The sequence below is a fragment of the Hufsiella ginkgonis genome, assembly GCF_009834915.1.
Classification (GTDB): Bacteria; Bacteroidota; Bacteroidia; order Sphingobacteriales; family Sphingobacteriaceae; genus Hufsiella; species Hufsiella ginkgonis.
Map to the genome: position 1 here is coordinate 275015 of NZ_WVHS01000005.1, position 25878 is coordinate 300892.

Here is a 25878-nt window from a genome sequence, read left to right on the forward strand (position 1 = left end):
TATGATGAAAGCAGCTAAACTCATCGCGGCAGTATTGCTGCTAAGTCCTTACACATTGCAGGCCCAGGAAAAGCCCGCTTACACCCGCGACAATGTGAACGCGGTGCTCTGGCAGCAGCATTCCGGTGAATACCGTGCATTGGCATACCAGGCTTATACGCTGGCGCGCTACCGGCTCGACGAAATACTAAAGGTAAGGTCGGCAAAACCCCGTTGTGTGATCGTGGATATCGACGAAACGGTGCTCGATAACGCACCTTTCCAGGGACACGAGCTGCAAAAAGGCGTCTCTTACGATCAGAACGACTGGCTGGAATGGACCGCCAAGGCCTCGGCAGATACCGTACCCGGCGCCCTCAGCTTCCTGAAATACGCCGCCAAAAAAAATGTACAGGTATTTTATGTCACTAACCGGTTAAAAACCGAATTCGATGCTACGCTAAAGAATCTTAAGGCCCTTAACTTTCCTTTCGCCGACGAAAAACACTTACTAGTAAAAGACGCTACCTCCGATAAAGAGCCCCGCAGGAAGCTGATCGCGGAGAAATACAACATCGTGCTTCTTTGCGGCGATAACCTGAACGACTTCTCCGACCTCTTTTACCTAAAAAGCGATACCGACCGTTCTTCCGCAGTAGACCAGGCCCGCGCATGGTTCGGCAAACGTTTCATCGTCCTCCCCAACCCCATGTATGGCGATTGGGAAGCGCCTTTGTACGATTATAAAAAGGGGCTTACGGAGGATGAAAAAGCGGGGAAGAGAATAGAAGCGCTAAAGGGGTATTAAAAATTGGACGTAGCGCGTAACACGTTTAGCGCCGCTAGCTTCCACTTATGGACTTTATCCTTTGAATTTGATGGCCATACTTGGTATCTCCGGTGAAGATTAGTAATTTAGCGCACCAAATAAGATCAACATGGCAGAATACGATAACACCGAAAGCTTAAAAAATGCGAACACGACCAAACATTACGTGCTGATCACCATCGCTGTGATCGTTGGCATGGTTGGCGTTTTGCTCCGTTTTGTGAACGATTCTACGGTGATCAATTACGCATCAAACATTATCCTGGTAATCGGGGTAGTGCTTGCATTAAAAGCGGTAAAAGACATTTTAGGGTAGTTATCCCTTTATAGAAAAACGCCGTCAGTACTTAATTGGCGGCGTTTTTTATTGCGTAAGTTTTGAGGCGATCAGCTGTTTAAGGGCGGGATCATTCTTTACCTTTTTAATGGCCGCGTTATAACCGAGCCAGAAAACTTCTTCCGCCTTCTTTACATCGAAATCGCTCGTAGAGCCCAGTCCTTCCGGCTCGATCATTACGTCGCATTCCATGGCTTTTAATTTTACGTCGGCATTGGTCGTCATTACCGCCGCCCGCTCGAGCAACTTCCTGAAGTTTACGATCTTGTCTACCACCGGTAAATGATTGCAGGACGATCCAATAATAAAGTCGCAATTCTTTTGCAGGGGCTTAATGGGGAAATTATCGAATAAGCCGCCATCAACATACATCTGCCCATCCATCATTACCGGTTTAAAAACACCCGGGATGGCGCTCGATGCCTGGATAACCGGGATCAGCTTCCCCGAAGAAATATACACCAGCTTCCCCTCGCTGAAATTGGTGACCGCCACACTCAGCCTGATATTCAGCTCCTCGAATGAGTTATGCGGGATATATTCGAGAAAAAGCTTTCCGGTGTTGGTTAGCGACATTAAACCTGTTGCGCCCGGCCACGGAAGAATAAATTTAAAAAGCTTTGTTTTAAGAAATACGTCGAGGATCGTTTGCGGGCTGTTGCCGGCAGCAAACAGCGCTCCCACGATAGAGCCCGCACTGGTGCCGCTAATCATGTGAAACGTTATTCCTGCTTCCGTTAATGCCTGCAGCACGCCCAGGTGAGCTATTCCCCGGATACCTCCGCCTGAGAGGACGATGCCTGTTTTCATTTTTATTGCTTTGATTGAACGTCGTATGTTCCTATCCCCTGGTTATTAAGCGCAGCTAAGCTACGGCCACGTCCAACGTCACCTCCTACGGTTTATACTTCGATCTCCTCATGATCGACTGGTAATCAGGATCTTTCATAAGCTCCTGGATGGTCACGCCCGGGTTCTTCTCCATATACTTTTTGATGATCTGCCATCCTGTCCATACGGCGAGTTTAGGCGCTGATTCGTTATGCTCGCCGATACCGGGTGTAAAGGGCGCATCGGTAAGGTATTTCTGGATCTTCATATAATCGCTTTCGTATAAAAGCTCCGAATCGATAAAATACGCCCAAATATTCGATTCGTTTTCTTTTGCCCAATTTACCTGGCTCGCGGTGTAGCTGATCTTCAGCGAATCCTGCACATCGGGCATCACCGCATCCATCAGGTAAAGGATCTTGCCGTTATAGACCATCCGGGCAAGCAACGTCTGATCTTCGGTACGTTCAGGAAACAGGTCCTCGCGAATGAAGGTCTCCATCACCCGGGGTGTGATATTTTCCGGCGTATAGCGTCGCGACATATACGCAGGAATACTCTGGCGCAGCGCCGGGTAGAATTTCGAGTTCGCGCCGAGGAACATGTCGAGGCCGATGCCGAGGTAATCATTTCCCACCACCGTCTGTGTATAGAACCCGGAGAAAAAAGAAATCAACCGCGGGATCTTTTGCGCCGGGTAATAATAGCGGATATGTTTGAAGGCATCCGTCAGCTCCGCCTCGCGCGAAGAAAGATCCGGGTATATGCGCGCAACTTCTTCCTTTAGCGCAAAAAAGTCTTTACTGGTGAGGACCTGGCGGAGGGTTTGATAATAACCGGTGTCGGCAGTACTTCCTGCACCTAACATTTTAGTCACAAGGTCGTCGTAGAAATCGCCATACCGGGCTTTAATGGACGGAGCCGCAGCAGCAAGGGTGGCTGGCGAAAGGTTGCCCATCACCACATCGAAGCGCTCGATCTTCACCGAAAGGTCGATATGACTTACGTCTATTCTTTTACGATCGCCGCAGCCGGAGAGTAAGAAGCTTATAAAAAAAAACAGGTAAATTTGCTTGCGACTAAAAAACATGTCCCCACTTAATAATGAACGAAAATATGAATCCTATACGGAATTACCGCTTATGTCCCGCCGCGAAAAATTGTTTGATACTTGTTTTCCTGCTGCTGCCCTTACTGACGTTGGCGCAGAGGTCCCGTTCCCGCGGCAATTTCAACCTGGGGTTTACCGTTTCTCCTAACCTCGGTTGGATCAAGTTCGACGAAAATAATGGTAGTTATACAGGAAATGGCGCCGCAGTGGGCTATTCATACGGCATCCTGGGCGATTTTGGCTTTACCGACAATTACTTTTTCGGAACAGGTTTCACCATCACGACGATGGCGGCCGACGCCGATGTAGTACCGACGTCCGGGGGTGCGGCAATGCCCGCCGAAAGCATCAACTACAAATTCAAATACATCGAGATCCCTCTCACCCTGAAGCTTAAGACATCGCCGGATGGTGATGCGCGTTTCTACGGCCAGTTCGGACCAGACCTTGGGATTAAAGTATCGTCAAAACATACCGTTACCCGGTACAATATTGAGGATGATGCCAGCCTTGTAAGATTCGGTTTGCTGATCGGCGCGGGCGCCGAATGGAAATTAAAAAACTCAACGGTACTTACCGGGTTATCTTTTAATAACCCGATCAACAAGGTATTTACAGATCCTGGTGCCAGGAACTATGTGATAGCCTTAAATCTCGGGGTGTTTTTTTAATAAGATACCGCCCTGCACAACCATGCAGGATGCCTTAAATTCCTTTCTATGAAGATCGCATTGGCGCAGTTAAATTACCACATCGGTAATTTCGAATCAAATACCTCAAAAATTATCGCTGCCATTGGCAAAGCGAAAGAAATGGGCGCTGATCTCGTCGTTTTCGCCGAGCTTGCCGTTTGTGGTTATCCCCCGCGGGATTTCCTTGAGTTTTCGGAGTTTATCGAAATGTGCGGCCAGGCGGCTAAACAGATCGCGGTAGCCTGCCAGGATATCGCCTGTATTATCGGCATTCCAACGGTAAACCCCGGCCCAAAGGGCAAAGATCTTTTTAATTCTGCCCATTTTATAGAAAACGGGGAGATTAAACAAACTGTCAATAAGGCTTTGCTTCCCACTTACGACGTATTTGACGAGTACCGGTATTTTGAACCTGCCACTTCTTTTAAATGTATCGAGTTCCAGGGACATACCATCGCGCTCACTATTTGTGAGGACCTTTGGAATATTAAAGATAACCCGCTGTATGTGTCGAGCCCCATGGATATTCTCATTAATGAGGCCCCGGAGCTGATGATCAACATCGCGGCCTCCCCCTTCTCGTATAACCACGATGAAGAGCGGGTAGTGGTATTAAGTGATAACTGCCGGACCTACCAGTTGCCGATGCTTTATGTAAACCAGGTAGGATCGCAAACCGAGATCTGTTTCGATGGCGGATCGCTGGTATTCGACGCCAGCGGGGAGCTGCTGGACGAGATGAACTATTTTAGCGAAGACCTGCGTGTTTACGATTTCAGCGACGGCGCCATCCAAGGGCTTTCCCCAATCCGGCACAACGCGCAAAACGACATCGAGCAGATCCATGATGCGCTGGTATTAGGCATCCGCGATTATTTCTACAAATCCGGTTTTACCAAGGCGGTGCTCGGGCTTTCGGGAGGTATCGATTCCGCGCTGGTATGCGCCCTGGCCGCGGAAGCGCTAGGCCCGGAAAATGTGACCGGTATCCTGATGCCTTCCATGTTTTCAACCGGGCATTCCGTGGACGACGCCGTGGCCCTGGCCAGCAATATCGGGTGTAAATATGAGATCATTCCCATTAAGGAAGCCGCCGTGGCCTTCGAAAAAATGATGGCGCCGGTATTTAAGAACCTTCCTTTTAACATTGCCGAGGAGAACATCCAGGCCAGGAGCCGTGCCATCGTGGTAATGGCCTATTCCAACAAGTTTGGAAATATCCTGCTTAATACTTCTAACAAAAGTGAATGCGCGGTAGGTTATGGGACACTTTACGGGGATATGGCCGGCGCGATCGGTGTACTTGGCGACGTTTATAAAACGCAGGTTTACCAGCTTTGCGTATATATTAATCGAAATGGCGAAGTGATCCCGCAAAATACGATCAGCAAACCGCCCTCCGCAGAACTGCGCCCCGACCAAAAGGACTCCGACTCCCTGCCGGACTATGATACCCTTGATAAGATCCTCTACCAATACATCGAACTGCGGAAGAGCTCGCGCGAGATCATCGCCGCCGGCTTCGACGAGCAAACCGTTCGCCGGATCTTAAAAATGGTGAACGTAGCCGAGTTTAAGCGATACCAGACGCCCCCGATACTGCGGGTCTCTCCAAAGGCCTTTGGAATGGGCCGCAGGATGCCGATCGTTGGCAAGTACCTGTCATAATATCGACCCGGTGGCCGGTATCTATATTCATATTCCTTTCTGCAAAAAAGCCTGTCACTACTGTGATTTCCACTTCAGTACGTCGCTGACCTATAAAGCCGGGATGCTTGATGCCATCCGTAAAGAGATCGTACTGCGCAAAAGCTATCTGCGGGGCGAGGCGGTAGAGACCATCTATTTAGGTGGCGGTACTCCCTCGCTGCTCTACGCCGGTGAGCTTACACAGATCATTGACACCATCGGCAATACACATACCGTTTCGCCAACGGCCGAGATCACGATAGAAGCTAACCCCGACGACCTCGATCCCGCCCGGGTCCGGGCGCTCCGGGCAACCGACGTTAACCGGTTCAGTATCGGGATCCAGTCGTTTTTTGAAGAGGACCTGCGCTGGATGAATCGCGCCCATACTGCGCAGGAAGGGGAAGATGCCCTTAAAAGGGTGCTCGATGCGGGGTTTACCAACATTACTACCGACCTTATTTATGGTTTCCCACAATTGTCCCCGGAGAAGTGGACAGCCAACATGGAGAAAACCATCGGGTTCGGCATCCCCCACATTTCCGCTTATGCGATGACGGTGGAACCTAAAACCCCGCTGGCCTCTTTTATCACCAGGGGAAAAGAAGCGCCCATGAACGATCTACAAAGCGCCAGGCAATTCACGGAGCTAATGAACGTGCTCAGGTCGGCTGGCTTTGAGCATTACGAGATCTCTAATTTCGCGTTGCCTGGCAAACGCTCTAAACACAACTCCAATTACTGGAATGGTGTACCATACCTGGGCATCGGTCCGTCCGCTCATTCGTACAATGGCGATAGCCGGCAGTGGAACGTAGCGAACAATGCGAAGTACATGTCCTCGATCGCCGAAGGGGCGATACCCCGCGAGATCGAAGTATTAACCGTCAGCAACCGCATCAATGAATACCTGATGACGGCCCTCCGGAAAATAGAAGGCATTGATCTTGACCATGTTTCGGCCGCCTTCGGTACCCCTTACAGCAGGTTGATCGAGGCAGATCTCCGCCAGTTCACCGGTAACAATTGGATAATAAAGTCGGGGATGCGCTTTACCCTCACAGACGAGGGTAAATTATTTGCCGATCATATTGCTTCGGAGATCATGGTTGAGTAATTTACCCGGATGAACGCAATCACCTGCTTCGGCGAAATCCTTTGGGATTGTTTTGAAAACCAGGAAATACCTGGCGGCGCACCCATGAATGTGGCCCTGCACCTGCTCCGGCAGGGGAATAAAAGCACCATGATCAGCGCCGTGGGAAACGACCAGGCGGGTGAGTTATTACTCCGTTATCTTTTTGAGCAGGGCCTGTCGATCGATCACATCCAGGTGCACCCGGGAAAACCCACCGGCAAGGTAACGGTAGTGATCGATGAGCGGAAACAAGCCTCTTATACCATTCACCAGCCGGTAGCCTGGGATGAGATCCAACCGCCGGGAGACGATCTTCCACCCATGGACGCCCTGGTATTCGGTTCACTGGCGTGCAGGTCGGGGGTTTCAAGATCGACCTTATCCGGGTTGCTTCAACAACCCGGGTTAAAGGTTTTCGACATGAATATTCGTCCCCCGTACGTATCCGCCGACCTGATCGACGCCTTATTAGTGGCTTCAAATATACTGAAGATCAACGAGCACGAGCTTGCCTATTTAGAGGAGCATTACAGGCTGAAGGGATCTTCTGATAAAGAAAAACTGCAGGACCTGCAAAACAGGTTCAGTTTACAACTGATCTGTGTAACCCTTGGCGAAAAAGGTGCAGTAGTTTTATCCGGCAACGAACTTTTCAGTCACCCGGGCTATCCTGTTGAAGTAGCCGATACGGTGGGTGCAGGCGACTCCTTCCTTGCCGCGTTTATAACCGGTTTACTTAACCATGATCCTATCGGCCAGGCACTTGAGCGGGCATGCGCTACCGGCGCCTTGGTCGCTTCGCGGCATGGCGCCAACCCGGATTATACGTTGCGGGACATTGATCGGATCATTGCGGGACCAGGCAACGCCTGATACCCGACTTTATGACACTTCGTCGACCATTACTCCGCCACAACATACGCTAACACTCCCTACAAACTTTTAACTTCGAATATTCGTTAGTAAAGAGCATGAGAGGATATACTTTTTCAAATTTCAACCCAAACCACGTGCCGAAAGGCGGCTTCGAAGAGTTGTTAAAGCTTTTCCTGGAGTTGTTAAACTATACCTCCGGCGATGCGAACGAAGCCCTGGCATGGATGAACGAACTGGATAAACAGTACAAATTCACCACGAATGAATATGGAATGGGTAATTTCATCGAGGACCTGAAAAAACAAGGGTATATTGATGACAACCAGGGAGGCGGCGATTTTAAGATCACCGCCAAGACCGAGCAGGGCATCCGGCAATCGGCGCTGGAAGAGATCTTCGGCAAGCTGAAGAAATCGGGAAAGGGCAGTCACAATACCAATACTTCCGGCCTGGGAGAAGAGAAAAACGCCGACCGCCGCGAGTACCAATTTGGCGACGCTTCCGACCAGATAGACATGACGGCCTCGATCCATAATGCGCAGATCAATCACGGGATCGGCGATTTTACGATGACCGAGCGCGACCTCGAGGTGGAGGAGAAAGACTTTAAGACCCTCACCTCTACGGTACTGATGATCGACATCTCGCATTCCATGATCCTTTACGGCGAGGACCGTATCACGCCGGCAAAAAAGGTGGCCATGGCCCTTGCCGAAATGATCCGCACAAAGTATCCGAAAGACACCCTCGATATCGTGGTATTTGGCAATGATGCCTGGCCGATCTCCCTCAAAGACCTTGCCTACCTGCAGGTAGGTCCCTATCATACCAATACATACGCAGGACTCGAACTGGCCACCGACCTGCTCCGCCGCCGTAAAACAACCAACAAGCAGATCTTTATGATCACCGACGGTAAGCCCACCTGCTTAAAAGAAAACGGTAAATATTACAAAAACAGCATCGGCCTCGACCGCAAGGTGGTGAACAAAACACTAAACATGGCCGCGCAATGCAAGCGGCTTAATATCCCGATCACTACGTTCATGATCGCTAAAGACCCTTACCTCCAGCAGTTCGTGCGCCAGTTTACGGAGATAAACGGGGGGAAAGCGTTTTACAGCTCGTTAAAAGGATTGGGAGAATACATTTTTGAGGATTATATCAGGAACAGGCGGAGAACGGTGAGGTAGGATAATAGCCGACGGCTGATAGCTGACAGCTGAAGCTTGCAACGTACAATAAATCATGATTAAGACATAACGGGTTGATAAAACTGAAACAAGCTAATGGCCAATAGCCATCAGCTCTCAGCCATCGGCCGATGCTAATAGCTAAGGAATGATACTAACACTAGGTGAATTAAAAAAATCAGGTTATAAACCGAGGTCCGTAAAAGAGGAGCTTCGGGAGAACCTGATCTCTCAGTTAAAAAATAAAGAAGCGGGTTTCGAAGGGATCATAGGGTATGAAGAAACCGTGATCCCGGACCTCCAGACAGCCATTCTCTCGCGTCACAATATCCTGTTACTTGGCTTACGCGGTCAAGCAAAAACCCGGATCGCGAGGCTGATGATCAACCTGCTCGACGAATATGTGCCCTATGTTTCCGGATCGGAGCTGTTTGACGACCCGATGAACCCGATCTCCTGGTTTGCCCGGACCCGCATTGCGGAGCAGGGCGACGATACCCCGATCTCCTGGCTGCATCGCTCTGAACGGTATACCGAAAAGCTGGCCACGCCGGACGTAACCGTAGCCGACCTGATCGGTGACGTCGACCCCATCAAAGCAGCCACGCTCAAGCTTACTTACTCTGACGAACGGGTGCTGCATTTCGGGCTTATTCCACGCGCGCATCGCGGCATTTTCGTCATCAACGAACTTCCTGATCTCCAGGCGAGGATCCAGGTGGCATTATTTAATATCCTGCAGGAAAAAGACATCCAGATCAGGGGATTTAAGCTGAGACTACCGCTGGACCTGCAGTTCGTGTTTACCGCGAACCCCGAAGATTATACCAACCGCGGGTCTATCGTAACGCCGCTGAAAGACCGGATCGAAAGCCAGATCCTCACCCATTACCCGCGAACTACCGAGATCTCGCTCAAGATCACGCAGCAGGAAGCCTCACTGGCCAAATCACAGCGGGAAACCGTTGAAGCCGACGGCCTGGTAAAAGACCTGGTAGAACAGATCGCCTTTGAAGCGCGCGATTCCGAATATGTGGATAAGAAATCCGGCGTTTCGGCGCGTCTTACCATCTCGGCTTATGAAAATCTCGTGAGTAACGCCGAACGGCGGATGCTGATCAACAACGAAAAACGGACATTCGTAAGGATCTCCGATTTCCTGGGCGTGATCCCCGCCATCACCGGTAAGATCGAGCTGGTATACGAAGGTGAGCTGGAAGGTCCTGCGAAGGTGGCCAACATCCTGATCGGGAAAGCGGTAAAGAACCTGATGCTCCGTTACTTCCCGGATCCCGAGAAGTTGAAAAAATCGAAAGGTGTAAATCCCTACAGCGAAATTATTAACTGGTTCGGGGCGGGCAATACCATCGACCTGCTTGATGGGCTCACCCAGCCGGCGTATTCTGCTGCCCTGCAGTCTGTTCCGGGCTTAAAGCATGTGGTGAAGCAGTTCCATCCCCGCCTGACGGAAAACCAGCAACTGCTGCTGATGGAGTTCCTGCTGCATGGGCTGGCCGAGTTTTCACAGCTCAGCAAGTCGTACCTCGACAACGGCTTTGCGTTCAAAGACATGTTTAACAGCCTCTTTAATGCGGAGTTCGATGAAGACGACGATTACGATGACAAAGGGCGCTATTAGCCGCACTGCCTCATAATAATTAAATGGTTAACCGCCTTTACCTGCTGATAGGCATCAGCATCGCATCCCTCCTGGTAGACGTGTACCTAAGCAACGCAGTACGTACCCTGCGGCCCTCCTGGAGCGGCAGGTACCGCACATTATTCACGGCGGCGTGGTGGGGAACTTCCGCGGCCCTGGTTATAGCGGTCGGAGTGGCCTTCTTCATGAACCTGAGGCTGGGCGCCCGGTCTATCTCGCTGGTGGCTTTTTTTATCACGTTCGTAGCGAAGATCGCTTTAACCATCTTTGTACTGCTCGACGACATCCGCCGTGCGGTAATTTATCTAAAAAGAAACAGGTCGTTAAAGAAAGAAAAAGAATCAGCTACTGCACTTCCCGGCGAAAAGATCCCGCGGTCAAAGTTCCTCTTACAGGCCGGTGTGCTCGCCGCCGGCGTGCCCTTCGCTTCCCTGGGCTATGGGGTGATCTCGGGCGTGTACGATTACCGGGTACGCCGTAAAACGCTTGTATTGCCCAACCTGCCGCAGGAGTTTGACGGCATACGGCTCGGGCAGATCTCCGACATACACTCCGGCAGCTTTTATAACCGGAAAGCCGTGTTGGGCGGCGTAGAAATGCTCCTCGCTGAAAAACCTGACCTGGTATTTTTCACCGGCGACCTGGTGAACTTCGTTGCCCGCGAAATGCGCGACTACCAGGATATCTTTACAAAAGTAAAGGCGCCGCTCGGTGTATTTTCCACCCTGGGCAACCACGACTACGGAGATTACCACTACGGCTTTGGTCCTACGCCCGATAAAGCGCAGAATTTGCGTGACCTGAAAACAACCCACAAGAACATGGGCTGGCAATTGCTGATGAATGAACACAGGCGATTAAAGGTAGATGGCCGGGAAATAGGCATCCTCGGAGTCGAGAACTGGAGCGCCAACGGCTTTGTGCGGCACGGGCGCATGGACCTCGCCACGAAACATACCGGCGACCTGCCTGTAAAATTGTTACTATCGCACGATCCTTCCCACTGGCGGGCACAGGTCTTAGAACAATACCCGGATATCGACGTCATGTTTAGCGGCCATACCCATGGGATGCAGCTGGGCGTCAGGACCGAACATTTCCAGTGGAGCCCGGTAAAGTATATTTATAATGAATGGGCAGGCCTGTATCGCGAGCGGCACCAGCAACTTTACGTGAATGTTGGCTACGGTTTCCTGGGCTACCCTGGCCGGGTTGGAATATTACCCGAAATTACGATCTTTGAATTAAAGCGAAGCTAACTGTGCAGGCGGCATTCCTGTTCATCCAAATGAGAAAACTGTTCCGGCAATCACTCGATTTCCTGTTATTCAGTAACCTGTTCATCGCGTTATGCGCGGTGGCGCAAGCGTTGGTGACTTATAAGCTGCTAAACGCAGATCCCGACCAGTACGTGCTGGGGATCCTATTCTGCGCTACGCTGGCCCTGTACAACTTCAGTATCATTTTCTCGAAGCCCAAGAATCCCGGGAAGTCGCCGTTTAAACGTGCGAGGTGGTTCTTTGGGCATTACCGGCTCATGATCTCGCTCACCATCATCGTGATCGTTTCGCTGGTGCCGTTGTTTTTCTTTCTCTCGGCGCCTTCTAAATTCCTGCTGGTTTTTCTCGGTGTGGTGGCCATTGCTTATAACATCCCGCTTTTTACGCTGGGCGACCGGCAATTCTGCCTGCGTAACATTCCGGGCATTAAGCTTTTTATCATCGCACTGGTATGGTCGTTAAGCTGTGTGGTATTGCCGGTGCTAGAGCTTGAAAGTCACCACATCATTGCTATTTCCTCCCGCGACACCACGCTCCTGCTCGCAAAACGGTTCCTGTTTATCGCAGCTATCGCGGTGCCCTTCGATATCCGCGACCTGTTTCACGATCGCTTTAACGATCTCAAAACTATCCCTGTATTATTCGGGGAAAAGAAAGCTTATATATTCTGCCAGTTCCTGCTGGCCGCATATGTGGTGATGCTGTTCGTGTTTAACCCGGGATTTAATCTCAACTTCCTGGGGCTTACGCTTACCATCATCGCCGCGGGATGGCTGATCTTCCACGCAGGGGCAACAAAGGATGAGTACTATTATTTTCTTTACCTTGACGGGATCCTGGTGATGCAATACGTATTGCTGGTGCTGTGCGGGTTATTGCAGCCTTATACCTGGTAGCCGGGAAATATTTGCGTTATTCTACTACGAACTTATAGCCGACCCCGCGTACGGTTTGCAGGTATTGCGGCCGGTCAGGGTTTTCCTCGATCTTTTTACGGAGACGAACGATGTGCATATCGAGCGTACGGGTATTCACATCCGAATTATAGCCCCACACTACCATCATCAGCTCGTCGCGGTTTATCACTTTGTTGATATTCTTGAGAAAATAGAGCAGTATCCTGTTCTCGAGGATGGTCAGCTCGATCTTGCGGCCTTTCTTTAACAGGGAGTGGGTATTTGGATGATGTTCCATGTCCCCAAACTTGCTTACCTCGCTTTTCTCATTGTTGATGCTGAATTTCACCTTGTTCTCGATGATCGCCACCAGCACGTCCATGTTGAAAGGTTTGGTTACGTAATCCGAAACCCCAAAGCTGTAAGCATCGATCTTATCTACATCCTGGGCTTTCGCCGTCATCATGATCACAAGATTGGTAAAGCCTCTTTCACGGACCCCTTTGCAAACGTCGGCGCCCTGTTTGCCGGGAAGCATCCAGTCGAGCAGCACAATATCAGGGTTCTCTGCCATGATCAGCTCTTCCGCACTGTCTCCGTCACCGGCTTCCGTAACAGCGTATCCTTCGGCCTGGAGCCTGTGGGAAACCAGGAAACGAAGGTTCTCATCGTCTTCGATCAAGGCAATTTTTATTTCTTTCTTCATAGTCAGTTATCAGTTGTCAGTTGTCAGTTTCCGGTAACCAGTTGTCATTCCCTAAACGCCTTACCGGAACTGACAATTGGTTACAGGAAACTGATTACTCCTCAAATGGTAAAGATAGCGTAAATACCGAACCTGTTCCTTCTTTACTTTCTACGACAATATCACCGCCCATAAAGTTAGCCAGTTCTTTACAAAATGCCAACCCCAGACCTACACTTCCCTGCTGATTATACTGGCTTTGGATGCGATAGAATTTCCTGAAAATATTCGTGAGCTCATTTTTAGGGATCCCGATGCCCCGGTCTGTAAAAGTGAACACGATGTTTTTCCGGTCGCGGGCGATGCGGATGTTCAGCTCTTTGCGGTCGGGAGGCGAATACTTGTAGGCATTGTCGATCAGGTTGTGGAAAACGCTTCCAAGCAGAACGGGATCTGTTTTAAAATATTCTACCTCATCAATCTCGTAATCTACCAGGAAGGACGGGTACTTCAGTTGAAAGGTATCGATGATATTCTGGGTGAACACCTCGATATTGATCATCTCCTCCTTCACTTTGATCGCTTTATTTTCGATCTGCGTAAAGGAAAGCAACTTATTCATCAGGTCGTTCAGCTTATCGGCCTCTTCGTCGAGGATCTTGCCATAGTGCAGCCGTTCCCTGTCAGACAGTTGTTTGGAGCTCCGGATATTGTTGCCCGCGATCTTGATCACGCTTACCGGCGTTTTAAACTCATGGGTAAGGTTATTGATAAAATCATACTGCAGCTTAAACATCCGGCTATTGATGTTCAGGTTGCGGAAAATGAGGTATGCGATGAACACCAGCACCGCGTAGATCAGCAGGAGCGCCAGGGCGATCGGCCAGAACCGGCGATTGATCTCTTCACTCAGGAACACCTTCGAGGTGCTGAAATAGAGCTTGTAGTCGGCAAATGCCCCGGGCAACGGGATGTCGGTAGTGATCAGGTCAGGATCCGTATCCAGTGACTCGTAAACCAGCGGCCGGATACTGATCTTCTGGTAAAGTTCCGGGTGCGAGTTATGGATCTTCAGCTTAAAGGGATCGACAAAAAAGGTAAATACGTCCTGTTCGTACAGCGGCGACCGCGGCGATCGCTTTAGCATCAGGTCCTTAAAGATCTTCAGCTCCTCCCGCCGCGGGTTGCTCATGTAAGTGATCCTGTTGGGCGTGATGCTATAAAAGATGCTGAAAAGCTCATCGGGCGTAATGGTTTTGGTAGTATCGTAAGATTCGACAAACCCAAGGAACTTCACCGCGATCTTGTTAAACTCATCCGCTGTTTTCAGCGACAGGGTATTCGGCCGTGTATTTTTAAAAAGTACGACCGAGTCCGGCGGAAGGTTTTTCTTAAACTGGTACACCGCTTTCGGCGCGAACGAAATGTGGTAAACCTGGTACCCGTCCGCTATCGCGTGATTGCTGATCTGCGAGTCATAAAAGATCACCTTGTTTAAAAACGCATACTTCCTGAAAAGGGTATCCACGTATTTCACAACCGACGCTGAATCCTGGAATCCCTGGTAATAGGAGATCTCGGGAACTTTATTCTGGAAGAAGTCGTTGTACGGGCGCACGCTTTCCTCCATTACCTCGATCTTTCTCGACGAAAATTCGTTTTCTACGTGGCGGGTGGTTAATGAATAATCGATGGACAAAGCTGCCACTAACGAAACGGAGATCAGCACGAGGAAAGCCAGGATAAGGAGAAAATTCTTCCTGTAAAATGGTTTCTGGTCGTTCATTCTACTTTTTGTTCAGGTTGTCGGCAAGAAATTTCTCCAGGCTCCTGTAAAATTCCTGCCTGTTTTCCTGGTTCCTGAAATTGTGTCCTTCGTTCTCCTTCAAAATATAGGTAATAGGAACACCTCGTTTTTTAAGTTCTTTTACAAACTGGTTGGTTTCGTTTACGTTTACGCGGGGGTCCTTCGCTCCCTGCGCGATCAGCACGGGCGCCTTAAACCTGTCGGTATGGAACACCGGTGATACGGCCCTGAAATAATCTGCGTCCTTCTCCGGGCTGCCCACTTTCTCGTAGATCATCTGCAGGTACGGTTTAAAATACGGAGGCACCGCCTTTAAATGGGTAAACAGGTTGGTTAACCCCGAATAAGACACCCCGCACTTATAAAGCTCCGGGTGCGAATAGAGGCCCACCAACGCAGAATAACCGCCAAAACTATTTCCATAGATGGCAATGCGTTTAGGGTCGGCAATCTTTTGGCCGATCAGCCATTTTACGCCATCCGTCATATCATCCTGGATCCCGGTGCCCCATTTTTTAAAGCCGGCTATCCAGAACTCTTTGCCATAACCGAGCGACCCGCGGCAATTCACCTGGAACACGGCGTACCCGCGGTTTGCCAGGAACTGCACCTCCGAGTTAAATCCCCAGGAATTGCGGTACTCAGGATTGCTCCTCGGGATCACCACCACCGGCAGATCGGTTACTTTCTTTCCTTTTGGCAGGGTGAGGTAACCATTCAGCAGTAAACCGTCGCGGCTTTTAAACGAAATAGGCTTCATCTCGCAAAGCTCGCTTTCTGGCAGCAGCGCATTTACGTCGCTTAGTTTTAACAGTTTATTGTCTGCCAGCGTGTATAAATAAAAAGCACCCGGCGACCGGTCGGTAAAGGTCCTGATAATGAATTTTTTCTCTGCCGCGTCCCGGCCGTTTATCCGCACTTCGGTATTCGGCAGTTGTTTCTCGAGCTGCTGGTACACGTTCTTTACGCTGTCGTCCAGGTAGTGACGGTGCTTTTTCGAGGTCTCGTAAGTAGCGTACAATACCCGGCGCGTGGTGGTCGAGTAACCGCCTTCTATCACATCTACGTCAGGGTGACTAAAAATGATCTTCTCCTCTTTCCCCGTTTTACAGTTGAACTCCACAAGCGCCATCTTGTCGCGGTTTTGGTTAGAAAGCGCATAAATACATGTACGTTCCTTTCCGCAAAAACCTACAGGGGCAATGGTGGTTTTAAAATTGCTGGTTATCACCGGTTTAAATCCCTGGCCTTCGCTTTCGCGGAAAAGCAGCGTTTCGTTTACCCCGTCGCTGGAAAGGGCGAGACGGATCTGCCCGTCCTCATCGGCATACCATTCGGTGATATTACCCGGATTTTGCGCAGCCATCTCCAGTTTCCGTTTCGGGATATTGAGCCGGTACACATCGAAAACAGATGAGTCCCGTTTATTCAGCGCGATAATCAGCTCATTGTTTTTTAACCGGTTAGGATTGATCAGCTTGGCCTTGAACTTCCCGGGCGGAAGAAGGTCCTGCGGAGCCCCTTTTACCTTATCGACCACGAACAACCGTACGCCTTCATCGTCGGCACGGTCTTTCATGTACACCATTTCGTTGTTGTTGGCCCAGAAATAGGAGGAAATGTTGCGATCCGTTTCGTTGGTGATCCGGTTCACCTGTTTCCCGTCCACCGTTTGTACATACAGGTTGAGCCGGTTCTTATAAGGCTGCAGGTACGAGATAAAATTTCCATCCGGCGATATCAGGAACGATGTCTTCACGGGGTTAGCAAAAAACGACTCGAACGGCAGCATCTTCGCTTCTTCGCCTGTGCAGGCAACACACACACACAATATCAACCAAGCGGAAAGCCTCTTGAATTTTAACAGCATAAATATCCTTGGGTTCAAATTACGTAAATCCCTTCTTTAGGCTATAGAGCATGACGTAACAATTAGAATACAGCTTAAAGTATGATAAAAATATGATTACAAAACACCGCCGTACACAAATATTGCCGGTTATTTCGTTACTTTAAGAAAAGTAAAGATCCGGTCATCACATCACCTTTTCAGCTATTGAAGCATGACGAAACTGCAGTTCAAATTTAGCCGGCGACCCTTGCGGGCGCTGGTCTTCGCGGTAACAGCGGTACTCGCATCGCTGAACGTACATGCACAAAACACCGATGAAGCCCTGGCTGCGCAATATTACCAGAACGCTGAATATGATAAGTCAGTAGTACTGTACCGTAAACTATTTAACGACGGGAAGAACCAGGCTTTTTATGATCCTTTTTTCAACGTCATGCTGAAGCTGAGGCTGTATGATGAGGCAGGTAAAGTCGTTAAAAAACAGATCAAAAATAACCCCGGCAACTACGCTTTCTCCGTGGATTACGGGCGTTTACTGCGCGAGGGAGGGAATGAGGAAAAGGCCAATCAATGGTTTGATGACCTGATCAGCAACCTGCCAAAAAACGAAGGCGCCATTCGCGACCTGGCCAACACTTTTTACCGTGCAGACGGGTTCGACTACGCGGTGAAAGCCTTCCTCGCGGGGCGCAAATCGCTGGGCGATAACGATGCTTTCGCTTTTGAGCTGATCTCGCTCTACCGTTACCAAAAAAACAAGGTGATGCTCGTAGAGGAATACCTCAATGTGCTCGACAAAAACCCTGACGTACTCCAAACCGCCAAGAATGTGCTGGGCAACGTGTTCGACAACAACGCTGATTACGAGCTTTTAAAAAGCACCTTGCTTCGCCGGCTGCAGAAAAGCCCTCAAAATGTTGCCTATTCCGAATTGCTCACCTGGCAATACCTGCAGCAGAAGGATTTTGATATGGCACTCCGGCAGGCCATCGCGTTAGACAAACGCCTCAAAGAAACCGGCGACCGGATCTACGATCTTGCGGCGCTGCTCTTAGCCAACCAAGCCTATCCTACGGCAGCCGATGCACTGCAATACCTCATTGGCAAAGGCACCGAAAATGCCTATTACATTCCTGCCAAGGTACAATTGTTAAATACCAAGAACCAGATGCTCACTACCGGCAAATTTACCATGCCCGAGCTGCAGCAGCTGGAAAAAGAATATTTATCGTTGCTAACGGAGATCGGCCGCTCAGGAAGTACGGCATTTGCCATCCAGCAGTTGGCTAATCTTCAGGCATTTTACATGGGTAAACCCAACGAGGCACAGGAACTACTCGAAGGCCTGCTCCAAAAACCCGGGTTAACAGCCGCCGTAACCGGCCAGACCAAGCTCGATCTCGGCAACATCTATATTTTAACAGGCGAAGTGTGGGAGGCGGCTTTAATTTACGGCCAGGTAGAGAAAGATTTTCCGGGCCAGCCCATGGGCCAGGAAGCCAAATTCCGCAATGCGCGGTTGTCGTACTTCCTGGGCGATTTTAGCTGGTCAAAAGCACAGGTAGATGTATTGAAAAGCTCTACGTCGCAATTAATTGCCAACGATGCGTTAAATCTCGGACTGCTGATCACCGAGAATACCGAAACCTCTGCCGATAGCGCTGCCCTGAAAAGCTTCGCACGGGCGGATATGCTGATCTTTAAGAACCAGCTTCCCGCATCGCTGGCGGCACTTGACAGCATTAACATCAACTTTCCCAACAATAGCCTGAACGACGATATCCTGATGGCGAAAGCACGGATCTACATCAAGCAGGGAGACCTGCAAAAAGCCGTTCCCCAACTGGAAGGCATCATGAACAATTATCGCACCGATCTTTGGGCCGACGATGCCATCTTTATGCTCGCCGACCTGTATGAAACCAGGCTGAACGATCCCGAAAAAGCAAAAACCTATTTCGAGAAAATCATTACCGAATATCCTTCGAGCCTGTACGTGATCGATGCACGCAAGCGTTTCCGTGCGCTCCGCGGCGATAAACTCGGCAGCTAACGGGTACTGATCGCCATTTCTAACGCATTATTCATTATTTTGCGGGCATGTTTTTATTCAACACTACCATCATGGTTGAAGAGCCGGCGCACGAGGAGTGGCTCAGCTGGGCCCGGGCGTACCTGGTACCCGAAACCATGGATTCCGGTTGCTTTGTTTCCAGCCGGCTGCTACGTGTAGTCGATAGCCCGAATGAAGGAGTGACCTATTGCCTGCAGTACGTAGCGGATAACCGCGGGAAGATCGATGAGTTCCTCACGCGCCACGACCCGCAAATACAACGAACACATATCGCCAATTTCCCAAACAGGTTTGTATCTTTCAGCACTATTATGGAGTATATCGATTAGCATGAATTTTATAGAAACCCCTTTTGAAGGCCTCGTGGTAATAGAGCCAAAGATCTGGAAAGATGACCGCGGATATTTTTACGAAAGCTACAACCAGGAACGCTTTGAAGCCGCCGGCATCCCGGCAAATTTCGTGCAGGATAACCAATCATTTTCCCAAAAAGGCGCCTTGAGAGGGTTACATGCACAAGCGCCGCCTCATGCCCAGGGTAAATTGGTAAGGGTGATACAGGGAAGCGTAAAGGATGTGGTGGTCGATATCCGCAAGAATTCTGCTACCTATGGCAAACACTTTTCGATAACGCTCAGCGCCGAAAACTTTAAGATGCTGTGGATCCCGCCGGGTTTCATCCATGGCTTTGTAACCCTCGAAGACAATACCATCTTTTCGTATAAAGTGACCTCGTTATACAATAAAAACTCAGAGCTCGGCGGTCTCTGGAATGATCCCGACCTGGGAATTGATTGGGGCATTAGCAGCAACGAGGTGATCCTGTCTGACAAAGACAAGATCTTACCCCTGCTAAAAGACCTGCAAAGCCCTTTCTGATTACTTGATCAGGTTATACAGCTCGTCGAGCTTTGGCGAAAGCACGATCTCGATACGGCGGTTATGGCTCCTCGCTTCCGGCGTACCTGCAGCATCTACCGGCTGATACTGTCCTTTACCTGTTGCGGTTACGCGGCTGTTTTCGAGTTTCTGTTCATCCGTTAAGAAACGTACCACAGACGTTGCGCGAAGTACGCTCAGGTCCCAATTATCCTTGATCTGGCCGAGGTTTACGATCCGCTGATCGTCCGTATGTCCTTCCACGGAAATATTGATCTCCGGCTGTGTCTTCAACACGTCGGCGAGGCCTTTCAGCGCCTGCTTGCCTTTATCGTCGATCACGATACTGCCCGAGGCAAATAACAACTTGTCTGTTAACGAAACATATACCTTACCGTTCCTGATATCAACTGATAACCCGCTTTGCTGGAAACCAAGCAATGCCTTTTGCAGCTTATCGCGAAGCGCATTGGTCGCCTCGTCACGTTTACGAAGCACATCTTCAACTTCTTTCAGTCTTGCTTCGCGCTTCTTCAGGTCTTCTGACAGTTTACTGATCTCGGTCGAGCTGTTTGCACGCAAGGCAGAATAATTCGAGTTCAGGCCTGCGAGTGACGATTGCAGGTCAATAATCCTTGCATTCAGACGTGCGGTATCTGCCTGCAGCCGCCCGATCTCTTCCTCAAGGCTCGAGACCTTCACCTTTGCTGCGTCCCATCCCGCGGAAAGCGAGTCCTTCTGCGAAAGCAGCGTTTTATATTTCTTGTTAGAGAGCACTACACACGAAGAAAACGACGAAGCTGCCAGGATGGTGGTGATAAATAAAATACGTTTCATGGTGTTATCGGTTGTGGTTGTCAGTAATCAATTGTCAGTTCACCGCATTCCTCAAAAAAACCACCAGCGGGTGTAAAGTTTCGAACATATCGACAACTTGTTCCGCGGCCTGGTCGCCGGTTAACAGGCTATCGGGCAGGTTGGCGACGGCATTAAAGCTCTTAAGCTTCAGGTAATGGATCATCGGGTGATCGGCCGGATAGCCTTTCGGCATCGTCTTCAGCTGATCTTCGGCCGAAAGATCACCGGCCAGCTTTACAAAACGCTCGTTATTAAGTAGTTCCAGCAGGTCTGCACCGTTGTAATCGATCTCCTGGCGGATGGCTTTCAGCTGCTGAGTCTCAGGTTGCCATGAGCCGGCCGCTATGAATGACTCCCCGGGCTGGATGTGCAGGTAATAACCGGCGCCATCGAAATTCTTGCCCTGCCTGGAAATCCCGATGCCGAAATTATTTTTGTAAGGTGTCTTGTTCTTGCTAAAGCGGATATCGCGGTAAATCCGCATCACGCAGCTTTTAGGATCAAGGTCCGCAGGCACGGTAGCATCGAACAGGGCGATGCCACGGATAACGGATCGGGTAAACTCCAGGACATTTTCACGCGCCTTGTCGTAATCCGCTTTATGATCCTGGAACCAGTCACGGTCGTTGTGTTCGGCAATGCCTACCAGGAAAGTAAGGGTAGAAGGAAGTATCATGGCTTATCAATATCATACCCGGCGTTATAGTGCACCTTCGGCGAAAGCCAATGAAGAAGTATCACCCGGGAATACCGGAAATTAAAAGGCGCCAATACCACGCAGCCGGTCAGAATGGTAGCGAAATAAAGCCACATATCTTCGAATTCCAGCCGGTGCGTTAACACATAAGTACCCACACCCACCGTCACCATCTCGGCCACGTTTAACGCATAGCTCACGTACATCGCCGCGTAAAAATAACCCGGCTCTATCTCGAATTTTAACCCGCAATGCGGACAATGCTCGTTCATGTGCTGCTTCAGGGAATAGATCTTCCCGTAAAACATCTTTCCCCGCCTGCACCTTGGGCATTTGCATTGGGCGATGGCAGAAAGCTTTGAGGTAGGCATAGGTGTCGACGGTTATTTTTACGGTTCTTAATTCAGGTTGATCCGCTCGTCCTTTATTTCCAGGGCAATGTTGCGACGGCGGTATTTCCTGTACCATACGGTGCCGATAATGCCCACAGCCACATAGGGGGCGGCAAGCAGGTAAAGTATCGCTTTGTTGAGACCCCTGCCGTCCATATTCCCGTTCTGAACGGAGTTATCTGCTGTTAATGTACACATGGCACACTGCGCCTTTGCTTCCGGCTGACCGGAAAATAAAACTGAGATAAATACTATGGCAAAAAAGTGTTTGATTTTCATTTCGACGTTAAAAATTATAATAAGGCGATATCATCAGGTACACTACCACCCCGGTTACCGTTACATACAGCCAGATCGGGAAAGTCCACCTCACCAGCCTCTTGTGGCGTTCCACCTGCATTTGTAAACCGCGGTAAAAACTCAGTAACACTAACGGTAAAACAACTGCGGCAAGTATGATATGCGTCACGAGAATAACATAATAAATATACCTGAGGTTTCCCGCTTCTGCAACCTCTTCCGGCGAAAGAATGCCATCGCTATTCAGGTCGCCATACCGGGTCTCTGGCGCCAGGTAGTGGAACCCGATGTACGATACCAGGAACAATGCCGAAAGCACGAACGTAAGCAGGTTGATCCGCTTGTGCATGGTGATGTTCCGCCGCCTGATAAAGTATAGCGACAACAACAGGAGCACGCTGCAGGTCCCATTGATAATGGCGTTAAACTTAGGCAGGAAAAACGTAAAGGAGGGCAACCCGGCCGGGGCAGGGATCACTTTCCTGTTCAATATCACTACCACCAGGAAAACGAAAATGGAAATGGCGGCTACAATGCGGAATAAGATCTTATCATTCATTTGTTGAGTAACTGGAAGAGTCCTTATCCAGGATTCTTTACTTTTCTTAATTCTTCGACGATCAGCACTTTAATCTCATCGTTCAATTTATCTACCTGTTCTTTAATGCCTGAGTCATAGTATCCGCGAATGCGTCTCAGCGGATCTACGAGGATAAACATCGGGCTATAGATGAAGTTTCCTTGCTCTAAGGTATCGCGCAAAGCGTCGACCAGGAATCCCCTGCGGGCGATTTCGTAGATCTTATCCTGGTCCCCGGTCAGGAAACTCCATTTACCCGCCCTCGCGGAATAGGTCATCGAATACTTTTTTAACTCCGGAGGCGTATCAAACTCCGGGTCGACCGAGATGGTAAGAAACTGCATCCGCTTGTTCCGGTCGTATTCTTTTACAAGCCCCGAAAGCGCGTAGTTCATGTAAGCACAAGGCTGCCCGCCGCGGGTATAAAAAAAACTCACTACGGTGATACTGCCGGAATCCGCCGGAAATTTTGTCGGCAACCCATTCTGGTTGGTTAGTAAAAATGACGGTACCGTATGGTAGAGCGTATCCCGGATTTTCTTTCCCCGTTTCTTATGAAAGGTGCCGGCGAGTTGTTTCGGACCGAATATGGCCAGCGGATGATACCGGTTCTTGCCTTTCTCCTGGAGTAAATAATATAAAAATCCCGGTAGTGCCAGTATGACTACCAGGATCAGGATCTTTTTTACCGGAAAATTACCGCCCATTATTTCAGGTGGAACATGTGCGTATTGAGGTAAGAACCCTCAGTAAGCATCAGCACGATAAAGTAAATGATAAAAACAAAAACGACGATGATCCCTGATTTTAATGCGACTTTCTCAAACTTAAGGTGCATAAAGTATGCCACGATGTAAAATGCTTTTACCAGGGTAAGAATGATATAAGCAAAATTACCGATGCTGCGGGGAAGTATCCCTTTGGGGATCAATACAAGTGCGATGATAAACTCTACTATGGTAATTCCCAGCAGGATAAAGAAAACCTGCCAGATATTACCCTTGGTCATGGTTGCATGCTCTTCGTCGTGCCCGTGTTCTGTTGTATGTTCTGTGTTCATAGTGATCTTGAATTAAACCAGGTAGAAAAATGTAAATACGAATACCCAAACGAGGTCTACAAAGTGCCAGTAAAGGCCCACTTTTTCCACCATCAGGTAACTTCCTCTTTTTTGGAAGGTCCCTGAAAGGGTCATGATTAAGATGATGATATTGATGATCACCCCGCTGAATACGTGGAAACCATGGAAACCGGTAATGGTAAAGAACAGGTTAGCGAACTGGGTAGCGCCAACATGATTGGTGCCGAGATGGTGGATCTCTTCTGCTGAAGGAACAGCTCCCCACCAGAAACCTTCATGGTGAAGGTGTGTCCATTCAAGCGCCTGGCAGCCCAGGAACATGAAACCGCCGATAATGGTTGCTACCATCCACCAGGCAACTTCTTTTTTCGCCCCGCGGTGGCCCGCCTCCACCGCCAGGACCATGGTAACGGAGCTGGCGATCAATATAAACGTCATGATACCTACAAAGACAAGCGGGTATCCGGCATCGGCAAGGCCAGGTATCGACTGGAACACCACGTCGGGATTAGGCCATGATAATTTGCTGAAACGCTGTGCGCCGTAGTAGATCAGGAACGAAGAGAAAGTGAACGCGTCTGATACAAGAAAAAACCACATCATCAGCTTCCCGTATTCAACGGAAAAGGGCGATTTCCCCCCGCTCCAGGGCCCGGTTTTTACTTCATCTAAAGGTGATACGATAGTACTCATGTATAGTAAGTTATTGGTTCAAAAGTAAGAAAACATATAGATAAATCCATAGGATATCGATAAAATGCCAGAAGATGGAAGTGATCTCCAGCCTGAACACGTTACGTATTTGAGCGATATTACGCACCCTGCCGAGCATAGCACCAACGATAAGGCCGAGTCCGGCGAGGATATGCGCCAGGTGCGACCACACGAACACATACACGAAAGATTGCGACGCATTTTTATTAAAACTGAACATGATGCCGCGACTGGCCAGCACGTTCCATGCCTTCCACTGGATAACAAAAAATACGATGCCCAGCACGAACGTTAACGCCAGGAACAGCTGCTGGCTGCCAAAACGGAGGCCCTTACCCGCGCGTACGGCCAGGTGCATGGTAAGGCTGCTGAGTATGATCGCCGCCGTGCTGTACATAAATTCTTCCGGGAGAATGGTTTTTATACCGCGGTTGGCGCTGCCCGCGGTATAAACGATGAACCCGCTTGTTAACCCGGCGAAATAAATAAAAGACGACACCAGGAAAAGCCACATCAGGAATTTCTTGGCCTTAAGGTTCGTTTTGGTCTCTTCTATATTCAATTGTGCCATGTTTATTTACTTATAAAATCAAATAATAAGGCCAGCTGCACCAGCGGCAAATAGCCAAACGAACCGAACATTACCTTTTGTGCCGACGGAATGTCGAGATTACGGGTCAGTTTAAATCCGCACCAGCAAAAATAAAGCCCCGCGGCAAGTGAGATCCCTCCTATATAATAACCTCCAAAGCCCATAATAGTTGGTAAAAGGCTTACCGGTATTAGGACAAGGGTAGAAATAAATACAAACCAGGCACTCACGGCATCGCGCCTGGTGGTGGGCAGGAGCCTGAACCCCGCTTTTTTATAATCATCGTCCAATACCCATGCGATGCCCCAGAAATGCGGGAACTGCCATACGAACTGGATAAGGAACAGCACGATGGGGATCCAGGAGATCGACGGCCTGTCGAACGCGGCAAAATAACCGATCAGTGGCGGCAAAGCCCCTGGAAATGCCCCGATAAACACCGCGATCGGCGACTTCCGCTTCATCGGTGTATAAATAAACGCATACAAAAAGATGGAAAAAACCGAAAGCACACCGGTTAGGAAGTTAAGCTGTACCAGCATCAGCGTTCCTGCCAACCCCATGAACAGGCTGAGCACCAACGCCTGCCCGGTAGTCATCCGCCCTGCGGGAATCGGCCGCCCCATGGTACGCTTCATCAGCTTGTCCAGGTCTTTCTCGATGATCTCGTTAAATCCGTTGGCCGCGGAGGTAACCAGGAAACCGCCAACGGTTAAAATAACCCACTGACCCCAATCATACCCGCCCTGCTGCCTGCACCCGATAAGAAATGAAACCGAAGCTGAGAAAGCCACCAGAAAGGTGAGCCGCAGCTTGATCAATTCCTTAAAGTCCTTTAAAAAATCCTTCACTTCGA

The 25878-nt window shown here is 49.6% G+C and carries 28 protein-coding genes; 13 read left to right on the plus strand and 15 right to left on the minus strand.

Features of this window, described 5'->3' with window-relative positions; all coding sequences use genetic code 11:
- Position 1 precedes the first annotated feature (1 nt).
- Together GS398_RS19995 and GS398_RS20000 are read left to right on the plus strand one after the other, a co-directional pair.
- On the plus strand, positions 2-787 hold the full coding sequence (locus GS398_RS19995; protein WP_237488262.1) for a 5'-nucleotidase, lipoprotein e(P4) family: 786 nt from the start codon (positions 2-4) through the stop codon (positions 785-787).
- A 130-nt stretch (positions 788-917) separates the two neighbouring features.
- Positions 918-1124, plus strand: a complete 207-nt coding sequence (locus GS398_RS20000) for a hypothetical protein (protein WP_160908590.1) — start codon at positions 918-920, stop codon at positions 1122-1124.
- A 48-nt stretch (positions 1125-1172) separates the two neighbouring features.
- On the opposite strand, the gene GS398_RS20005 is transcribed toward GS398_RS20000, so the two are convergent.
- Positions 1173-1955, minus strand: a complete 783-nt coding sequence (locus GS398_RS20005) for a patatin-like phospholipase family protein (protein WP_160908591.1) — start codon at positions 1953-1955, stop codon at positions 1173-1175.
- Between the two features lie 85 nt (positions 1956-2040).
- A complete protein-coding gene (gldB, locus tag GS398_RS20010) occupies positions 2041-3066 on the minus strand; it encodes a gliding motility lipoprotein GldB (protein WP_160908592.1) in 1026 nt (341 codons plus the stop codon).
- Positions 3067-3092: 26 nt separating this feature from the next.
- On the opposite strand from gldB, the gene GS398_RS20015 reads away from it, so the two are divergent.
- The 8 genes from GS398_RS20015 (at position 3093) to GS398_RS20050 (ending at position 12511) form a co-directional block, all read left to right on the plus strand.
- Positions 3093-3758, plus strand: a complete 666-nt coding sequence (locus GS398_RS20015; protein ID WP_160908593.1) for a porin family protein — start codon at positions 3093-3095, stop codon at positions 3756-3758.
- Positions 3759-3806: 48 nt separating this feature from the next.
- Positions 3807-5447: an NAD+ synthase gene (locus GS398_RS20020; protein ID WP_160908594.1), complete on the plus strand. Its 1641-nt coding sequence runs from the start codon at positions 3807-3809 to the stop codon at positions 5445-5447.
- Positions 5428-6585, plus strand: coding sequence for a radical SAM family heme chaperone HemW (gene hemW, locus GS398_RS20025; RefSeq protein WP_202406149.1), 1158 nt, complete (start codon positions 5428-5430; stop codon positions 6583-6585). Before GS398_RS20020 ends, hemW begins: the two co-directional genes overlap by 20 nt.
- 9 nt (positions 6586-6594) lie before the next feature.
- The gene (locus GS398_RS20030; RefSeq protein WP_160908595.1) at positions 6595-7479 is read left to right on the plus strand and encodes a carbohydrate kinase family protein; all 885 of its coding nucleotides are present in this window, start codon (positions 6595-6597) and stop codon (positions 7477-7479) included.
- A 98-nt stretch (positions 7480-7577) separates the two neighbouring features.
- Entirely contained in the window at positions 7578-8675 is a 1098-nt protein-coding gene (locus GS398_RS20035) for a vWA domain-containing protein (protein ID WP_160908596.1), read from the plus strand.
- Between the two features lie 148 nt (positions 8676-8823).
- Positions 8824-10314, plus strand: a complete 1491-nt coding sequence (locus tag GS398_RS20040) for a sigma 54-interacting transcriptional regulator (protein WP_160908597.1) — start codon at positions 8824-8826, stop codon at positions 10312-10314.
- Positions 10315-10337: 23 nt separating this feature from the next.
- Positions 10338-11594 (plus strand): metallophosphoesterase, encoded by a 1257-nt coding sequence (locus tag GS398_RS20045; RefSeq protein WP_160908598.1) that lies wholly within the window; start codon positions 10338-10340, stop codon positions 11592-11594.
- Between the two features lie 29 nt (positions 11595-11623).
- A complete protein-coding gene (locus tag GS398_RS20050) occupies positions 11624-12511 on the plus strand; it encodes a UbiA prenyltransferase family protein (protein ID WP_160908599.1) in 888 nt (295 codons plus the stop codon).
- A gap of 16 nt (positions 12512-12527) precedes the next feature.
- Here the strand turns inward: GS398_RS20050 and GS398_RS20055 are convergent, their stop codons facing one another.
- The 3 genes from GS398_RS20055 to GS398_RS20065 form a co-directional block, all read right to left on the minus strand.
- The gene (locus tag GS398_RS20055) at positions 12528-13217 is read right to left on the minus strand and encodes a response regulator transcription factor (protein WP_160908600.1); all 690 of its coding nucleotides are present in this window, start codon (positions 13215-13217) and stop codon (positions 12528-12530) included.
- Positions 13218-13311: 94 nt separating this feature from the next.
- A complete protein-coding gene (locus GS398_RS20060; protein ID WP_160908601.1) occupies positions 13312-14982 on the minus strand; it encodes a sensor histidine kinase in 1671 nt (556 codons plus the stop codon).
- Between the two features lies 1 nt (position 14983).
- Complete coding sequence (locus GS398_RS20065) at positions 14984-16873, minus strand: S9 family peptidase (protein ID WP_160908602.1); 1890 nt, start codon at positions 16871-16873, stop codon at positions 14984-14986.
- 193 nt (positions 16874-17066) lie between these two features.
- Here GS398_RS20065 and GS398_RS20070 point away from each other — a divergent pair, with 193 nt between their 5' ends.
- Genes GS398_RS20070 through rfbC form a run of 3 tightly spaced genes read left to right on the plus strand, consistent with a single transcriptional unit; the run spans position 17067 to position 19808 of the window.
- Positions 17067-18908, plus strand: coding sequence for a tetratricopeptide repeat protein (locus GS398_RS20070; protein ID WP_160908603.1), 1842 nt, complete (start codon positions 17067-17069; stop codon positions 18906-18908).
- Positions 18909-18955: 47 nt separating this feature from the next.
- Positions 18956-19258 carry a DUF4286 family protein gene (locus GS398_RS20075; RefSeq protein WP_160908604.1) on the plus strand — a complete coding sequence of 101 codons (303 nt, stop codon included), beginning with the start codon at positions 18956-18958 and terminating at the stop codon, positions 19256-19258.
- Between the two features lies 1 nt (position 19259).
- Positions 19260-19808, plus strand: coding sequence for a dTDP-4-dehydrorhamnose 3,5-epimerase (gene rfbC, locus GS398_RS20080; protein WP_160908605.1), 549 nt, complete (start codon positions 19260-19262; stop codon positions 19806-19808).
- Here rfbC and GS398_RS20085 read toward each other — a convergent pair whose 3' ends face one another.
- Genes GS398_RS20085 through cyoE form a run of 10 tightly spaced genes read right to left on the minus strand, consistent with a single transcriptional unit; the run spans position 19809 to position 25873 of the window.
- Positions 19809-20645, minus strand: coding sequence for an OmpA/MotB family protein (locus GS398_RS20085; protein WP_160908606.1), 837 nt, complete (start codon positions 20643-20645; stop codon positions 19809-19811).
- A gap of 34 nt (positions 20646-20679) precedes the next feature.
- Positions 20680-21342 (minus strand): DUF2461 domain-containing protein, encoded by a 663-nt coding sequence (locus GS398_RS20090; RefSeq protein WP_160908607.1) that lies wholly within the window; start codon positions 21340-21342, stop codon positions 20680-20682.
- Positions 21339-21734: a DUF983 domain-containing protein gene (locus GS398_RS20095; protein ID WP_160908608.1), complete on the minus strand. Its 396-nt coding sequence runs from the start codon at positions 21732-21734 to the stop codon at positions 21339-21341. Before GS398_RS20095 ends, GS398_RS20090 begins: the two co-directional genes overlap by 4 nt.
- Positions 21735-21761: 27 nt before the next feature.
- The gene (locus GS398_RS20100; RefSeq protein WP_160908609.1) at positions 21762-22034 is read right to left on the minus strand and encodes a hypothetical protein; all 273 of its coding nucleotides are present in this window, start codon (positions 22032-22034) and stop codon (positions 21762-21764) included.
- Positions 22035-22041: 7 nt separating this feature from the next.
- Positions 22042-22614 (minus strand): DUF420 domain-containing protein, encoded by a 573-nt coding sequence (locus tag GS398_RS20105; protein WP_160908610.1) that lies wholly within the window; start codon positions 22612-22614, stop codon positions 22042-22044.
- A gap of 23 nt (positions 22615-22637) precedes the next feature.
- Positions 22638-23342, minus strand: a complete 705-nt coding sequence (locus tag GS398_RS20110) for an SCO family protein (RefSeq protein ID WP_160908611.1) — start codon at positions 23340-23342, stop codon at positions 22638-22640.
- On the minus strand, positions 23342-23695 hold the full coding sequence (locus tag GS398_RS20115; RefSeq protein ID WP_202406150.1) for a cytochrome C oxidase subunit IV family protein: 354 nt from the start codon (positions 23693-23695) through the stop codon (positions 23342-23344). Before GS398_RS20115 ends, GS398_RS20110 begins: the two co-directional genes overlap by 1 nt.
- Before the next feature lie 12 nt (positions 23696-23707).
- The gene (locus tag GS398_RS20120; RefSeq protein WP_160908612.1) at positions 23708-24409 is read right to left on the minus strand and encodes a cytochrome c oxidase subunit 3; all 702 of its coding nucleotides are present in this window, start codon (positions 24407-24409) and stop codon (positions 23708-23710) included.
- Positions 24410-24419: 10 nt separating this feature from the next.
- Complete coding sequence (locus GS398_RS20125; protein WP_160908613.1) at positions 24420-25001, minus strand: cytochrome c oxidase subunit 3; 582 nt, start codon at positions 24999-25001, stop codon at positions 24420-24422.
- A 2-nt stretch (positions 25002-25003) separates the two neighbouring features.
- The gene (gene cyoE, locus GS398_RS20130) at positions 25004-25873 is read right to left on the minus strand and encodes a heme o synthase (RefSeq protein ID WP_160908614.1); all 870 of its coding nucleotides are present in this window, start codon (positions 25871-25873) and stop codon (positions 25004-25006) included.
- Positions 25874-25878 lie beyond the last annotated feature (5 nt).